A 14878-nucleotide genomic window follows, 5' to 3' on the forward strand; every position below is an offset into this window, starting at 1 on the left:
CGGGTATCCAGCCGGACCGCCCGGACCCGATCACTGCCCTGGCCGAATCGTGCCGATCGTGTGCCGTGGCGGCGATTGTTGCGCCCACGGCACCACTTCTGGCACCAGACGACACGATCCGCACGATTGCCGACCGAGACCCGAGGCACCCAAACGCCGAGGGCAGCCGAACCCAGCGGCCAGAAACTCAGGAGAAGGACTGACCCGTCCGCACCAGGATGCGTCCACATTCCTCGCAGTGCAGCACCTGATCGGGTGCGGCCTTGCGGAAGGCCCGCAGGTCGGCCTCATTGATCTCGAGGCGGCAACCGGTGCAGCGACCCCGCTCGAGCGCGGCCGCCCCACTGCCGTGCTTGGCGCGCAGCAGGTCGTACTCGGCGAGCAGCGCATCGGGGATGACACGCGCCTGGTTCTCGCGCTCGGCGGTCAGGGCCGAGCGCTGGTCGTCCAGTTGTGCCATGGCGGCGTTCCGCTTGCCGATCACGAGGCGAGCGTGGCCGTTCACCTGCTCCTTGCGGGCGGCGATGGCGTCACGTTCAGAGGTGAGGTCCTCGATCATCTGCATCACCTCGAGCTCGTCGTCCTCCAGCTTGGCGATGCGTCCCTTGAGGTGCTCGGTCTCGTCGACGAGGCCACGCAGGGCCTTCGGATCGGTGATGGCACCGGAGTCGATGCGTTGCTGGTTGCGCTCGAGTCGCTGGCGGGCCGGGTTGAGATCACCCTCGACCCGCTCCTGGTCGGCCTCGGCGTCGGAGAGGCGGGCCTCCGCGGCCACCAGTTCCTCGTCCACCGAGCGGCGTTCGACGGCGAGCTCGTTGAGTTGGGCCAGTTCTGGCAGGTGCGCGCGGCGGTGCTCGTTCTGCAGCACCTGCGCATCGATCGCGGCGAGGTCGAGCAGGCGCAGCTGGTCAGCGGGGTCGGCGAGCATCTCAGGGGGTCCTTCCGCGGCAATCTTGAGGTGTCGGACGACTGTACCGCGACCGCGCGCTGCCCTCGTCCGTCACGCTTGTCTTGACGTCAAGACATCTGCGCCCTCGTGCAAGGATGGTGCCCATGGCAGACCCCGCAGGCCCGTTGCTCAAGCGACTGGCCCTTCCGGTGTACGTGCCCAGCATGTTGTCGGCCGCCGGTGGTCAGGCACTGATGCCGATGTTGCCGCTGATCGCCATCCAGCTCGGCTACTCCCCCGCCGCCTCGGCGCTGCTCATCTCGATCATCGGGCTGATGGCCATCGTGGGCCCCATCCCGCTCGGGGTGATGATGGAGCGCACGGGCGAGCGGCCCGCCATGATCCTGGCGGCGGTGCTGGTGATCGCCTCGTCGCTCGCAGGCATCGCCATCCTGGATGCGGGCCCGAGCGCCACCACCCGCAGCCTGTTGGTGCTGCTGCTGGTGGTCGACGGCATCGCCGGTGAGGTGTGGGATCTCGGGCGCCAGACCTACCTCGGCGCCGAACTCCCCCACCACCTGCGCGGACGGGCCATGAACTTCTTCGGCGGCATGATGCGCGTCGGCGGCGTGGTCGGCCCCTCGCTGGGTGCTGGCGCCTACGCCATCGCCGGCTTCCAGGGCTCGTACGCGCTGCGGATCGTGCTGATGGCCACAGCCGCGGCGATGGTGCTGGTCTTCCTCGTTCCCTCCAGCGGACGACGGGCGGTGCCCACCACCGCTGTCACCGGTACCAAGGGCGGGCTGTACGGGCATGTCGTCCGCGCCATCCTGATCGTCGGCGTCGGGCTGACGGGACTGATCATCGCCCGGCTCAACGTCTCGGTGCTGCTGCCCCTGGTGGGCCAACACATCGGCCTGAACCCTCGCGACATCTCCTTGGTCTTCGCCCTCGGCATGGCCCTGGAGATCGTGCTGTTCCTGCCGGCGGGCGTACTGCTCGACCGTTGGGGACGGGCGGTGATGGGTGGTCTGTGCTGCCTCGGGTTGGGCGTGGGGTTCGTGCTCATCGCGCTGGTCGACCGCCTCGGGGCCATCGTGTGGGGAGCGGTCGCCTGGTACGTGATCGCTCGGTTGGTGATCTCGTTCGGCAACTCGCTGGGCTCGGGCATCGTCAAGACCCTCTCGGTCGACCTCACCCCGGCGTTCCGCCGGGCAGCCCACATGGGCCTCTACAACTCGATCACCGGCGCCGGCGTACTGCTGGGCCCCGCCGTCGTGGCGGCGGTGACTGCTGCCGCCGGGGTGCTGGTGGCCGCGGCCGCCACCGGTGGCCTCACCCTGGCCGGTGGGGCGTGGTTGTTCGCGGTACTGCCGCGCTACGCCCCCGGCTGGCACGGACGCCAACCCGACTACCAACCCGACCCGATCCTCGCCGAGCGGGTTCCCGAGGAGTCCTGAGCCCACCGCCGGTCTCCCGATCGTGGCCCGACCAGCCCTGCCCGGTGACGGAGGTCCCCCGGCAGCGAAGACCGAGAGCCGCGTGACATCATGCGCGCATGGCATCGATGGAGTCCGCCGCGGACCGCACGTTCCGACTGCGCTGGGAGCGCTGGTCACCCGACATCCGCAGTGGCCTGGCCGCGGTCCACCACGATCGCGTCGACGAGGTGCTGGCCAGGGTCGAGACGATCCTGAGGAGCGCGGCCGCGGCTCGTCCCGACGACCTGCGAGAACTGGACGAGGCCCGACTGCTGCGTCCCGACTGGCTGCAGGATCCTTCGATGATGGGCTATGTCGCCTACACCGATCGGTACGCCGGCACCCTCACCGGGGTCGGTGAGAGGCTCGATCACCTCACCTCGCTGGGCGTCAGCTACCTGCACCTGATGCCCCTGCTGCGTCCCCGCGAGGGGGCGAACGACGGTGGCTATGCGGTGGCCGACCACCGCAGCGTCCGCCCCGATCTGGGCACCATGGACGACCTGTCCGCCCTCGCCGCGCAACTGCGTGAGCGCGGCATGTCGTTGGTGCTCGACCTGGTGGTCAACCACGTCGCCGCCGAACACGAGTGGGCCGAGCGCGCCATCGCCGGTGACCAGAAGTATCGCGACTACTTCATCACCTACCCCGACCGCACCGAACCCGATGCCTGGGAGCGCACCCTGCCCGAGGTCTTCCCCGACTTCGCCCCGGGCAACTTCACCTGGAACGAGCGGATGGGACGTTGGGTCTGGACGACCTTCAACGCCTACCAGTGGGACCTGAACTGGGCCAACCCCGACGTCTTCTGCGAGTTCCTCGACATCATCTGCACGTTGGCGAACCGTGGCGTGGAGGTGTTCCGGCTCGACGCCATCGCCTTCATCTGGAAGCGGCTGGGAACCACCTGCCAGAACCAGCCCGAGGTGCACCAGCTCACCCAGGCCCTGCGGCAGGCCGTCCGCATCGCCGCCCCGGCCGTCGCCTTCAAGGCCGAGGCCATCGTCAGCCCCGACGACCTGATCGCCTACCTCGGCGCCGGTGAGCACCACGGTCTGGTCAGCGACATGGCGTACCACAACTCGCTGATGGTGCAGCTGTGGAGTTCCTTGGCCGCCCGCGACACCCGGCTCACCGAGGTGGCGCTCGACCGGTTCGCCGCCAAACCCACGACCACCACGTGGGGCACCTACGTGCGTTGTCACGACGACATCGGGTGGGCGATCACCGATGCGGACGCCGCAGCAGCGGGACTCGACGGGTTCGCGCACCGTGCCTTCCTCTCGGACTTCTATGCTGGCCTGGCCCCGGGTTCCTTCGCGCGGGGACTGGTCTTCCAGCACAACCCGGCCACCGGTGACCGCCGCATCAGCGGCTCGTGCGCCAGCCTCGCCGGCCTCGAGACCGCGCTGACCAGCGAGGACGAGGGCCGGATCACCGACGCCGTGGCGCGCCACCTCATGCTGCACGCCGTGGTGATGGGTTTCGGCGGCGTACCCCTGCTCTACATGGGCGACGAACTGGGCATGCTGAACGATGCCGACTGGGCCACCGAAGCCGGCCACGAGGACGACAACCGATGGGTGCACCGCCCACGCATGGACTGGGACCTGCTGGCCGCAGCCGAGGCCGACCACGCCAGCCCCCACGGTCGCATCCTGGTGGGGATGCGGCACCTGATCGGCGTGCGCCGACGCACTCCTCACCTGCATGCCTCGGTCGAGTCGCGGGTCGTGCCATCCCCCGACCCGCGCCTGCTGGTGCTGCGCCGCGACCACCCCGTGGGTGCCATGCTGCAGGTCTACAACTTCTCGGAGCAGACCGTCTGGGTCGATGCCCAGCCCTTCGCCGATGCGCTGGGCCCCGCCGCCGGCGACCTGATCAGTGGGCACCGCTGGAACCTGGCGACCGATCGGGTGTCCATCCAGCCCTACCAGCCCTTGTGGTGGGTCGCCGATCGGTAGACCGGACACCCCCGCCCGGCAGCGTCCCCGGCCCGTCGGGGCTGGGGCGAACCCTCAGTCGCTGACGGCGGCACCACCGCCGTGCCCGGCGTCGCTGGCCCCGTCCTCGGGCCGTGTGTAGCGGGCGATGGGAGTCGTTCCCCTGACGTCGGTGAAGTGGCCACCGGATCGCCAGTGGTCGACCATCGCCCGGTGCAGACGGGACTCGGTCGGCAGGTCGTCCAGCCCGTAGGGCAACTCGCGGCCCGACTCGGGCTCGATGTTGAAGGCGAAGTAATAGGCGTCGCGGTCGCCGGGGCTGGTCTCGCCCAGGTCCCACAGCGACTGGAAGGCAGCGATGTTCGAGCCGGGCACCAGGGTGGGCAGCACCGGGTCGAGCAACCACGAGTGGCATCCGTACAGCCGCAGCGGTCCGACTTCGGGGTAGTACTTCTCGAACAGGGCGCCCGCCCGCGCGAAGTCGCTGGCGACGACGGCGGGATTGAGCGGCCCGGCGTCGGGGATGTGCACGTTGACGATCGCCTCGGGCTTGCCGTCGATCGTCCAGCGGCTGAGTTCGAACTCCAGCCGGTCGAGCCACAGGAAACCGTCGCAGAAGATGTTGCGCAACCAGTTCTGGTTGTGCAGCCCCACCTGGCCATACACCCAGCGGTGCTTGGCCACTTGGTGCCCGAAGTCACTGAGTGAACGCCACGACAGGGCCGGGTCAAGGCCTCGGGCCAGATGGGCGGTGTGCACGTCGTCGGAGACGGCGATCAGCGCCACGGCAGGCAGCGCGCCCGCCCCCAGCGGGTGCTGCTTGGTCGAGTCGGGGAAACCGGGGCCCTGGTCGTAGTCGAACCAGTGCCCGATCTGCGGCAGCAACACCTCGTCGACCAGGGACTGCACCGTCGCACGATCGTCGGCGTCAGCCTGGACGTGCCGCACCATCGCGGCGATCCCGGCGAGGTCCTTGTCGTGCACGCCGAGTTGGGTCAGGCGTTCGTCCAGATCGATCTGGGCCAAGCGGGAGGCAACATCCATGGGCCCGAACCTACCGCCACCGGACCCGACGGTGGGGCGTCCTAGGATGGGCCCGACGTGCCTGAACATCCCGGGTGATCGATGACGACGAGAGAGATGACATGAGCGAACCCCAGCAGAAGATCCCCAACCGACAGTCCCCCTTCTCGGAGTCGTTCAAGGCGTTCATCCCCGAGGCCTGGGAGCCCTACCCCACCGACCTGCCCGACCCCTTGGCAGCGGCCCAGTGGGCGAAGGCCCGCCGTGAGGCCTTGGGGGAACTGTTCCCCGCCGCGCGGCTGGTGATCCCGGCGGGTGGCCTCAAGGTGCGGTCCAACGACACCGACTACCGCTACCGCCCCCACTCCGGATTCGCCCACCTGACCGGGCTGGGCACCGATCGCGAGCCCGACGCAGTGCTCGTGCTGGAGCCCTCGGACGCCGGCCACGAGGCCACCTTGTTCTTCCAGCCCCGTGCCCCGCGCACCGACCGCCAGTTCTACGCCGACGCCCGCTACGGGGAGATGTGGGTCGGCCAGCGTGACTCCCTGGACGAGATGGCCGCGCTCACGGGTCTGCACTGCGCCCCGATCTCGGAGTTGACCACCCACCTGGAGAAGAACGCGGACACCACCCAGATCAGGGTGCTGCGCGAGGCCGACTCACAGGTGACCGCGCAGGTCGACCAGATCCGCGGCACGGTGGCAGAGGCGACCACCCTGGACGAGGAACTCAGCGTCGCCCTGTCGGAGTTGCGGCTGGTCAAGGACGCCTACGAGGCCGACCAGATGAGGGCGGCCTGCGCCGCGACCGCGGTCGGCTTCGAGGCCGTCGTCCGCGACCTGCCCGAGGCGGTCAGGCGGGGGCGGGGGGAACGCTGGGTCGAGGGCATCTTCGGGCTGCACGCACGCCACCAGGGCAACGCCGTCGGCTACGACACCATCGCCGCGGCCGGCGACCACGCCAACACCCTGCACTGGATCGGCAACGACGGTGATGTCGCCGACGGTGACCTGCTGCTGCTCGACGCAGGCGTCGAACTCGACAGCCTCTACACCGCCGACATCACGCGCACACTTCCCATCAACGGACGGTTCAGCCCCGCCCAACGGCGGGTCTACGACGCCGTCCTCGAGGCACAGGAGGCAGGCATCGCTGCGGCGCAGCCGGGAGCCACCTTCGGTGACGTCCACAAGGCAGCCATCGCCGTGGTCGCGAAGTACCTCGAGCAGTGGGGCCTGCTGCCGGTGACCGCCCAGGAGTCCCTGGGGGACGAGGGGGGACACCACCGCCGCTGGATGGTGCACGGCACCTCGCACCACCTCGGCATCGATGTGCACGACTGCGCCCAGGCGCGGACCGAGAACTACCGCGAGGGAGTGCTCAGGCCGGGCATGGTGATCACGGTCGAACCCGGGATCTACCTCAAGGCCACCGACCTGCTGGTGCCCGAGGAACTGCGGGGCATCGGGGTGCGCATCGAGGACGACATCCTGATCACTGAGGATGGCAACGAGAACCTGTCGGGCATGCTGCCCCGCACCGCCGACGACGTGGAGGCCTGGATGGCCGGACTGCTGGGGCGGCGGGACTGAGATGGCAGAGCAGCCGTCCCGTCCGCCGTCGCGGGCCAATCCCCCTGGCCACGGCCGCGTGCTGCCCGGTCCGCTGAACGCGCTGGGGACTCCCCTTCGATCCCAGCGAGCGACGCCCAGGAGACCGACCCCCAAGAGGCCGACCGAGGGCAGTCGGCGCGATCCACGCCGGTGGGCGACCACCCCCGACTCGGTGGTCGCGTGGGCCTGGTACGTGGACGGGGTGCGCCAGGACTGCACCGACCTGCAGTTCGCCTCCGACCGGGCCAAGGCCGGAGTCGGTTTCGTGTGGCTGGGACTGCGTGACCCCACCGATGGCGACATGGCTGGCTTCGCCCATCAGTTCGACCTGCACACCCTCGCCATCGAGGATGCGGTCGAAGGCCACACCCGTTCGAAGCTCGATGTGTTCGGGCAGACCCTGTTCGCCGTCATCTCGACCGTCTCGTACGTGGAGCACGACCAGCTGACCGAGACCAGCGAGGTGGTCGACACGGGTCAGATCATGGTCTTCGTCGGGGACAACTTCGTGATGACGGTGCGGCGGGGCCAGAACACCTCACTGAGGACCCTCCGCGCCACCCTCGAGGCCGATCCCCGCCGCCTCGCCCGGGGTTCCTACTACGTCCTCTACCGCATCCTCGACACGGTGGTCGACGACTACGTGCAGGTGGTGGCCGACATCGAGGAGGACATCGACGACATCGAGGAGGACGTCTTCGATCGCAATGGCAGCGGCGACATCGATCGGGTGTACCAACTCAAGCGAGAACTGATCGAGTTCCGCCGGAGCGTCTCGCCGCTCGCCCAGCCCCTGCAGGCCCTCGCCACGCGCGACCTGCCGGTGGTGCCGGTGGCCGGACGAGCGTACTTCCGGGAGGTTGCCGACCACCTGACCGAGGCGCGTGAGTCGATCGCCTCGTTCGACGACGTGCTCACCACCCTGCTGCAGGCAGCCCTCGCGCGGGCCTCGGTGACCGACAACCAGGACATGCGCAAGATCTCGGCGGCGGTGGCACTGTTCGCCATCCCCACCACCATCGGCGCCATCTACGGCATGAACTTCGACAACATGCCCGAGTTGCACACCCAGTACGGCTACTTCGTCGTGTTGGCGGTGATGATCACCAGCATGATCGCCGCCTTCGCCTTCTTCCGTCACAACAAGTGGATCTGAGGTCGGCAGCGATCCGCCGCCCGGAATTCAGGCTTACTGGGCAGTTCAGGCTTGCCGGGCTATTCAGGCTGCCGGGCGATTCAAGCAGCCGGGGGATTCAGGCGCTGACCGGTTCGGGGATGCCATGGCCCTGCAGCAGCACCCTGATCGTGCCCACCGCGGCCGGCTCGAGCTGGCAGCAGTAGGAGTGACGGCGGATCGTCCGTGGGACCCCCGTGACCCACCACCGGGACAGGTGCCGGCGGGGCGAATGGGCGACCTGGACCACCAGCATCGGACCCGCCCCGGTGTCGAACACCTGGGCGTGGGTCACCTCGGCCCAGGAGACCTGCCATCCGGTCGCCGCCGCGAAGGGTCCGCCCGCCAACCGGACCAAGCCGCCGTCGGAGACGGCCAACGTGGCCTGCCGAGCACCCCGCCACAGTCCCGCCTGCACGGCCAGCAGCAGCATCACCACCACCGAGATGAATGCCTCGGACCAGCGGCGTCCGCTGATGTCGCCGGCAAGGTTGAGGGCGATCACGATGGCGCCGGCGAGGAACGCCATCCACAGCCAGGACGCCGCCCGGTCGGTCGTCGTCGACACCGGACGAACCCCAGGCGCCCCACCGAACCCGTGACCGGGCCCGAAAGCCTGGCTCATGAAGGACGCCGTCGGCCCAGCACCTGCACCACCGACGAGAGGCCACGATGCCCGGGGCCCTCGAAGACACGCCGTTCGGTGAGCCGGACGTCGAGGTGCAGCTCCGGCCAGTCGGCGAGCACCCGCTCGCGGGTGTACAGCAGCGACTCGTCGCTGGGGCCGCCCGTGCCCATCGACACCTGCGCGGGCGTGAACCCTTCGAGGATCATCACCCCGCGCTCGCTCAGGCGGGGTGACAGGGCGCGGGCCACGGTGCGCCGCAACCCCTCCGGCAGGTGGACGAAGATGAGCACGAGAGCGTCCCATTCACCCGAAGCCGCGTCGCTGTCGACGAAATCGGCGAGGTCGGCCACGTGGGCCTCGATCGTGACACCGGCCCGCTGGGCCAGCGCGAGGGCCTTGCCGACGGCCACCGCCGAGAAGTCGACCGTGGTGACGCGGTGACCCCGCTTGGCCAACCAGACCCCGTTGCGCCCCTCACCGTCGGCCAGCACCAGCACCCGTCCGCCTTCCTCACGGGACCGGCGCGGGATCATCACCTCGGCCTCGACCAGGAAGTCATTGGGTCGCTCCCCGAACAGGTAGCGGGGGTCGTCGTAGCGTGCGTCCCAGTGCTCGGCCGTCACCGCAGGCTCACAGCTGCGACGGGGTGCCCGGCAGGCGGCTCAGCAGTTGGCGTGCCTGCTCGGCGACCGTGTGTTCACCCAGCACCTCGTAGCGCCCGGCGACGGTCTGGCGCACCGAGTCGAAGTCACGGTGCCCGCCGGTCATGCCGTACGAGATGGCTGCCGAGATCATGCCGAAGATGATGCCCAGCCCTGCGCAGATGAGCAGCGTCGCCAGCCACGACGAGCCTCCCGAGAACAGCGAGAACACCAGCCCCACGAAGGCACCCATGAACAGACCCGAGGTCGCGCCCTGGCCCAGCACCGTGCTCCACGTGCGTCGCCCGGTGACCCGCTCGACGATCTTCAGGTCGGTACCGACGATGCACAGGTTCTGCACGTCGAACTTCTGGTCCGAGAGGAAGTCGACGGCGCGCTGCGCCTCCTCGTACGTCTCATAGGTGGCCAGCGACTGGGGATGCTGCAGGGTCAGCAGGGCGCCCAGGGTGGGACGAGGATTCACGCTCATGTGTCCCAGCCTAACCGTGGACGACGCCCGCGAGCCGTCCGCGGGCGTGGCGGCTGCGTCGACGTCGCCCCGACGCAGTCCGACCCATACGATGGCCGGGTGAGCACCTCGGCAGTCTTCATCTCGCGCCTGCGTGGCGTGCCCGTGCTCGATGCCTCGGGAGACCAGGTGGGACGGGTGCGCGACGTCGTCATCCAACTACGGGTGGGCGGACGAGCCCCCCGCTGCCGCGGCTTGGTGGTCGAACTGTTCGCCCGCCGCAAGATCTTCCTGCCGATGGCCAGGGTGCACGCCATCGACGCCAGCCAGGTCTCGATCCAGGGCGTGCTCGACACCCGTCCCTTCCAGCGCCGCGAGGTGGAGTCGTTGGTGATCGACGACCTCTTCGACCGCGAGGTGACGCGTCCCGGCCAGCCGACGGCGGTGGTGCACGACGTGTCGATGCACCAGGTCCGTTCGCGGGAGTGGGAACTGGCCGAGGTTGCGCTCCGCGAACGGTTGCCGGGTGGCCGGTTCCGGTTGGGACGTGGCGGCAACGTCGTCCAGGTGTCGTGGCGTGACCTGCCCGAACTGTTGCTCAAGGGCTCCCAGTCGACCGAACACCTGGTCGCACAGATGGCGGACATGAAACCGGCCGACGTCGCCCGTGAGCTGCACGACATGGACCCGGGACGACGGGCCGAGGTGGCCCAAGCCCTTGATGACGAGCAACTGGCCAACGCCATCGAGGAACTGCCCGAGGAGGAACAGGTCGAACTGATCCAGTCGCTCGACACCGAGCGCGCCGTGGACGTGCTCGAGGAGATGGACCCCGACGACGCCGCCGACCTGATCAAGGAACTGCCGGAGCCGATGGCCGAGGACCTGCTGCAGCGCATGGAGCCCGAGGAGGCCAGGGACGTGCGGGCGCTGCTCAACTACGAGGAGTTCACCGCCGGCGCCATGATGACCCCGGAGCCCGTGATCCTGGCGGTCGACGCCACCGTCGCCGACGGTCTCGCCCGCGTGCGCAACGAAGACCTCAGCCCCGCCCTGGCCTCGATGGTCTTCATCTGCCGAGCACCCCTCGACACCCCTTCGGGGCGCTATCTGGGGGCCGTCCACGTGCAGCGCTTGCTGCGCGAGCCACCCATGGTGATGGCTGCTGGTCTGGTCGACTCGGGGCTCGAACCGATCCGACCCGAGGCCAGCCTGGCCGAGGTCAGCCGTTACTTCGCCACCTACAACCTGGTCGTGGCACCGGTCGTCGACGCCGACCAGCGCCTGATCGGGGCGGTCACGGTCGACGACGTGCTCGACCACCTGCTGCCCGAGGACTGGCGAGGCGACCAGTTCACCGGGTTGGAGGCGACCGAGGGCACCCGCGAGGACGAGCCGCACGAGGCCCAGCCCGGAGTGAGCCGTGGCTGAGCGTTCGGAAGACCTCGACACCCCGCGCGCCATCCGCACCCGCTGGAACGCCAGGGACGTGCTCAACCTCAACTCCGACTCGTTCGGACGATTCGCCGAGTGGGTCGCGAAGTCGATGGGTACCGCCCAGTTCCTGGGCTGGATGACGCTGGTGGTGATCGCCTGGGTCACGCTCAACGTCGTGGGGTTGTGGGGGCTCAAGTGGGATCCCTACCCGTTCATCCTGCTCAACCTGTTCTTCTCGACCCAGGCCTCGTACTCGGCACCGCTGATCCTGTTGGCCCAGAACCGACAGGAACAGCGCGACCGCCTGGCCCTGGACGAGGACCGTCGGGTCGCTGCCCAGTCGCGCGACTCGATGGACTACCTGGCCCGTGAGATCGCGAGCATTCGGACGAGCGTGGGCGAGTTGGCCACCCGCGACTACATCCGCTCCGAGATCCGCGTTGAACTGCGCAACCTGCTGGAGCAGTTGGAAGAGTCCACCGAGAAGCCCTGATCGGCAGCTCGCACCCGAGGGAGAGGTCATGACGCGCCTGGCACAAGTCGCCCGCCGCTACCCCTATGTGCTGGCCACGTTCCTGGTCGGCGCGCTCGCCGGGATCCTGCTGCTGACCCCGGCCGCACGGTGGTCGTCCTGGCTGCTGGCCACCTTCTCCCTGCTGGTGGCGGGCCGGTCCGCCTGGCGCATGCTGGCCGAACTGCGCTCGGGAACCTTCGGTGTCGACATCCTCGCCGTCACCGCGATCGGGGCGGCGGTGGCGGTCGGGGAACTGTGGGCCGCGCTGGTGATCGTGCTGATGCTCACCGGCGGCGAGGCGCTCGAGGAGTACGCGGCCCATCGCGCCAAGCGTGACCTGACTGCCCTGCTGTCACGAGCTCCCCACAGCGGGCACCGGCAGCTGGACGACGGCACCACCGTCGACGTACCCATCGCGGAGATCGTCCCCGGTGACCTGGTGGTGGTTCGCCCCGGCGAGATCGTCCCCGTCGACGGAACCCTCACCAGCGAGACCGGCAGCTTCGACGAGTCCTCCCTGACCGGGGAGAGTCTGCCCGTCGAGAAGGTGGCCGGCGACGAGGTGCTCAGCGGTGGGGTCAACGGGGCAGCGGCCGTCGTGCTGACGGTGACCCGGGCCGCGCGCGACAGCCAGTACCAACAGATCGTCACGCTGGTGGAGCAGGCCACCGCCAGCCGCTCACCGATCGTTCGGCTGGCGGACCGGTTCGCCGTCCCGTTCACCCTTCTCGCGCTCGTCCTGGCTGGTACCGCGTGGGCGGTCTCCGGCGAGGCGACCCGCTTCGCCGAGGTGCTCGTGGTGGCGACCCCCTGTCCCCTGATCATCGCCGCCCCCGTGGCGTTCATGGCCGGCATGAGCAGGGCAGCGCGTGACGGGGTCATCATCAAGACCAGCGCCACCCTGGAAGCATTCAGACGGGCACGTACCTTCACCTTCGACAAGACCGGCACGCTCACCCGGGGGGAGCCCGGTCTGGTCGCGGTACGCGCGACCGAGGACGCGGATCCCGACGTGCTGCTGCGGTTCGCCGCCTCGGCCGAGCAGTTCTCGAGCCATGTGCTTGCCGCGGCCGTGATCGCGGCCGCCCACGACCGGGGACTGGAGCTCAGTGGCTCCGATGACGCCGAGGAGTCGACCGCCAACGGTGTCAGCGCCACCATCGACGGGCACCGGGTGGTCGTGGGCAAACGCTCGTTCATCGGCTCGGCGATCGTCGGACAGGCGCCCGTGGTCGCCCTGCAGGCAGGCGAGCTGGCGGTGCACGTCGCCGTCGACGGACGCCATGCCGGTGCCCTCGTGTTCCGCGACGAGGTCAGGCCCAACGCACGCACCACCGTCGATGCCCTGCGCGAACGGGGCATCCGCGTGCTGATGCTGACCGGCGACGACCAGGCCACCGCCGAACACATCGCCGCAGAACTCGACATCGACGACGTGCGCGCCAACTGCCTGCCCGCCGACAAGGTGAGCGCCGTCTCGGGCATCACGCAGCGTCCCGTCGTGATGGTGGGCGACGGGGTGAACGACGCCCCGGTGCTCGCCGCCGCAGACGTCGGCATCGCCATGGGCGCTCGCGGGGCCACCGCGGCCAGCGACTCGGCCGATGTCGTCCTGCTCCGCGACGACATCTCATCGGCCGCACGCGCCCTCGTCGTGGGACACCAGACCGTCGGGGTCGCCCTGCAGAGCATCTGGGTGGGCATGGGGTTGAGCGTCGCCCTGATGCTGGTCGCGACCGTCGGGCTCTTGCCGGCGATCGTGGGTGCCTGGCTGCAGGAGGGCGTCGACGCGGTCGCGATCCTGTGGGCCCTGCGCGCCACCCGCGGGTCGATGCCGGCCTCACTGGTCGCGGCGCCGGGACCGCCTGCGGTCCCCCACGGGGCAGTCGCTAGGCTGGCACCATGACCGTCGAACACCCGTTGCTGCCCAAGATCCGCGCTGCCCTGCACGAGGTGAACGATCCCGAGATCAAACGCCCCATCACCGAGCTGGGCATGGTCGACTCGATCGACGTCGACGGGGACGGTCGCGCGACCGTGGTGATCCTGCTCACCGTCTCCGGCTGCCCGCTGAAGTCGACGCTGGAGCGTGACGTCACCGCTGCGACTGCCTCGGTCGAGGGCGTCAGTGGGGTGCACGTCGAACTGGGCGTGATGGACGACGACCAGCGCGCGGCGCTCCGCCAGCTGCTGCGCGGGGGCATCCCCGAGAAGCAGATCCCCTTCGCCCAGCCGGGCAACCTGACCAAGGTGATCGCCGTCGCCTCCGGCAAGGGAGGTGTCGGCAAGTCGTCCGTCACCGTCAACCTCGCGCTGGCTCTGGCGGAACGGGGACGCTCGGTGGGCGTGATCGACGCCGACATCTACGGCCACTCGGTGCCCGACATGCTCGGACTGGGTGACACCCGGCCCACCCCGGTCGAGGGCATGATCATGCCGGTGCCGGTGCTGGGGCTGAAGGTGGTCTCGGCGGGCATGTTCAAGCCACGCCGCGAGGACGTGGTCGCCTGGCGTGGGCCGCTGCTCGACCGGGCCCTCACCCAGTTGCTCGCCGACGTGTACTGGGGTGACCTCGACTACCTGATCGTCGACCTGCCCCCCGGCACCGGTGACGTGGCCATGAGTCTGGGTCAGAAGCTCCCCACCAGCGAGGTGATCGTCGTCACCACACCGCAGCAGGCGGCCACCGAGGTGGCGGAACGAGCGGGCACGATGGCCGCCATCATGCAGCAGCGGGTCATCGGCGTGGTCGAGAACATGTCATGGCTCGACGTGCAGTGCCCCCGCTGTGGCCAGAGCCACCCCGTGAGGCTGTTCGGCGAGGGCGGTGGCGAGAAGGTGGCGTCCAGCCTGACCACCCGCCTCGGCTACGAGGTGCCGCTGCTGGCGCAGGTGCCCATGGACGAGACGGTCCGCATCGGGGGCGACGAGGGTGACCCCGTGGTCGTGGCGCATCCCGAGACCGGTGCGGCGCAGGCGCTGGCTGCCCTGGCGGCGACCCTCGACGCTCGTCCGCGTGGACTGGTGGGAGTTCCGTTGGGACTCTCGGTCAGCAACTGATCA

General features: G+C 69.4%; 13 protein-coding genes. 8 read left to right on the forward strand and 5 right to left on the reverse strand.

Features of this window, described 5'->3' with window-relative positions:
- Window positions 1-187: 187 nt before the first annotated feature.
- Window positions 188-928, reverse strand: a complete 741-nt coding sequence (locus tag QQZ11_RS01565; protein WP_284548301.1) for a zinc ribbon domain-containing protein — start codon at window positions 926-928, stop codon at window positions 188-190.
- Window positions 929-1053: 125 nt separating this feature from the next.
- On the opposite strand from QQZ11_RS01565, the gene QQZ11_RS01570 reads away from it, so the two are divergent.
- Window positions 1054-2349, forward strand: coding sequence for an MFS transporter (locus QQZ11_RS01570; RefSeq protein WP_284548302.1), 1296 nt, complete (start codon window positions 1054-1056; stop codon window positions 2347-2349).
- Window positions 2350-2447: 98 nt separating this feature from the next.
- On the forward strand, window positions 2448-4334 hold the full coding sequence (locus QQZ11_RS01575) for an alpha-amylase family protein (RefSeq protein ID WP_284548304.1): 1887 nt from the start codon (window positions 2448-2450) through the stop codon (window positions 4332-4334).
- Window positions 4335-4388: 54 nt separating this feature from the next.
- On the opposite strand, the gene QQZ11_RS01580 is transcribed toward QQZ11_RS01575, so the two are convergent.
- Window positions 4389-5357 (reverse strand): acyltransferase domain-containing protein, encoded by a 969-nt coding sequence (locus QQZ11_RS01580; protein WP_284548305.1) that lies wholly within the window; start codon window positions 5355-5357, stop codon window positions 4389-4391.
- 101 nt (window positions 5358-5458) lie between these two features.
- Here QQZ11_RS01580 and QQZ11_RS01585 point away from each other — a divergent pair, with 101 nt between their 5' ends.
- Both QQZ11_RS01585 and corA read left to right on the forward strand, forming a co-directional pair.
- Entirely contained in the window at window positions 5459-6931 is a 1473-nt protein-coding gene (locus QQZ11_RS01585; RefSeq protein WP_284548306.1) for an aminopeptidase P family protein, read from the forward strand.
- Window positions 6932-7124: 193 nt separating this feature from the next.
- Window positions 7125-8108, forward strand: a complete 984-nt coding sequence (gene corA / locus QQZ11_RS01590) for a magnesium/cobalt transporter CorA (RefSeq protein WP_022909618.1) — start codon at window positions 7125-7127, stop codon at window positions 8106-8108.
- Window positions 8109-8205: 97 nt separating this feature from the next.
- On the opposite strand, the gene QQZ11_RS01595 is transcribed toward corA, so the two are convergent.
- Genes QQZ11_RS01595 through QQZ11_RS01605 form a run of 3 tightly spaced genes read right to left on the reverse strand, consistent with a single transcriptional unit; the run spans window position 8206 to window position 9885 of the window.
- On the reverse strand, window positions 8206-8751 hold the full coding sequence (locus QQZ11_RS01595) for a hypothetical protein (protein WP_284548307.1): 546 nt from the start codon (window positions 8749-8751) through the stop codon (window positions 8206-8208).
- Window positions 8748-9377 carry an SAM-dependent methyltransferase gene (locus QQZ11_RS01600; RefSeq protein ID WP_284548309.1) on the reverse strand — a complete coding sequence of 210 codons (630 nt, stop codon included), beginning with the start codon at window positions 9375-9377 and terminating at the stop codon, window positions 8748-8750. Before QQZ11_RS01600 ends, QQZ11_RS01595 begins: the two co-directional genes overlap by 4 nt.
- 7 nt (window positions 9378-9384) lie before the next feature.
- Window positions 9385-9885 carry a general stress protein gene (locus tag QQZ11_RS01605; RefSeq protein WP_022909615.1) on the reverse strand — a complete coding sequence of 167 codons (501 nt, stop codon included), beginning with the start codon at window positions 9883-9885 and terminating at the stop codon, window positions 9385-9387.
- Between the two features lie 99 nt (window positions 9886-9984).
- Between QQZ11_RS01605 and QQZ11_RS01610 the strand changes: the two genes are divergently transcribed.
- Genes QQZ11_RS01610 through QQZ11_RS01625 form a run of 4 tightly spaced genes read left to right on the forward strand, consistent with a single transcriptional unit; the run spans window position 9985 to window position 14875 of the window.
- Entirely contained in the window at window positions 9985-11295 is a 1311-nt protein-coding gene (locus QQZ11_RS01610; RefSeq protein WP_284548311.1) for a magnesium transporter MgtE N-terminal domain-containing protein, read from the forward strand.
- On the forward strand, window positions 11288-11794 hold the full coding sequence (locus QQZ11_RS01615) for a DUF1003 domain-containing protein (protein ID WP_446698800.1): 507 nt from the start codon (window positions 11288-11290) through the stop codon (window positions 11792-11794). The genes QQZ11_RS01610 and QQZ11_RS01615 overlap by 8 nt, the downstream gene beginning before the upstream one ends.
- Window positions 11795-11822: 28 nt before the next feature.
- The gene (locus tag QQZ11_RS01620; RefSeq protein ID WP_284548312.1) at window positions 11823-13721 is read left to right on the forward strand and encodes a heavy metal translocating P-type ATPase; all 1899 of its coding nucleotides are present in this window, start codon (window positions 11823-11825) and stop codon (window positions 13719-13721) included.
- Window positions 13718-14875: an Mrp/NBP35 family ATP-binding protein gene (locus QQZ11_RS01625; RefSeq protein WP_284548314.1), complete on the forward strand. Its 1158-nt coding sequence runs from the start codon at window positions 13718-13720 to the stop codon at window positions 14873-14875. The genes QQZ11_RS01620 and QQZ11_RS01625 overlap by 4 nt, the downstream gene beginning before the upstream one ends.
- Window positions 14876-14878 lie beyond the last annotated feature (3 nt).

Origin of the sequence: Aestuariimicrobium sp. T2.26MG-19.2B (assembly GCF_950101875.1) — a bacterium.
GTDB lineage: Bacteria > Actinomycetota > Actinomycetes > Propionibacteriales > Propionibacteriaceae > Aestuariimicrobium > Aestuariimicrobium kwangyangense.

Coding starts and splice junctions, on each gene's coding strand:
- QQZ11_RS01565 (WP_284548301.1), bottom strand. CDS start 928: ATGCTCGCCGACCCCGCTGACCAGCTGCGCCTGCTCGACCTCGCCGCG.
- QQZ11_RS01570 (WP_284548302.1), top strand. CDS start 1,054: ATGGCAGACCCCGCAGGCCCGTTGCTCAAGCGACTGGCCCTTCCGGTG.
- QQZ11_RS01575 (WP_284548304.1), top strand. CDS start 2,448: ATGGCATCGATGGAGTCCGCCGCGGACCGCACGTTCCGACTGCGCTGG.
- QQZ11_RS01580 (WP_284548305.1), bottom strand. CDS start 5,357: ATGGATGTTGCCTCCCGCTTGGCCCAGATCGATCTGGACGAACGCCTG.
- QQZ11_RS01585 (WP_284548306.1), top strand. CDS start 5,459: ATGAGCGAACCCCAGCAGAAGATCCCCAACCGACAGTCCCCCTTCTCG.
- QQZ11_RS01595 (WP_284548307.1), bottom strand. CDS start 8,751: ATGAGCCAGGCTTTCGGGCCCGGTCACGGGTTCGGTGGGGCGCCTGGG.
- QQZ11_RS01605 (WP_022909615.1), bottom strand. CDS start 9,885: ATGAGCGTGAATCCTCGTCCCACCCTGGGCGCCCTGCTGACCCTGCAG.
- QQZ11_RS01620 (WP_284548312.1), top strand. CDS start 11,823: ATGACGCGCCTGGCACAAGTCGCCCGCCGCTACCCCTATGTGCTGGCC.
- QQZ11_RS01625 (WP_284548314.1), top strand. CDS start 13,718: ATGACCGTCGAACACCCGTTGCTGCCCAAGATCCGCGCTGCCCTGCAC.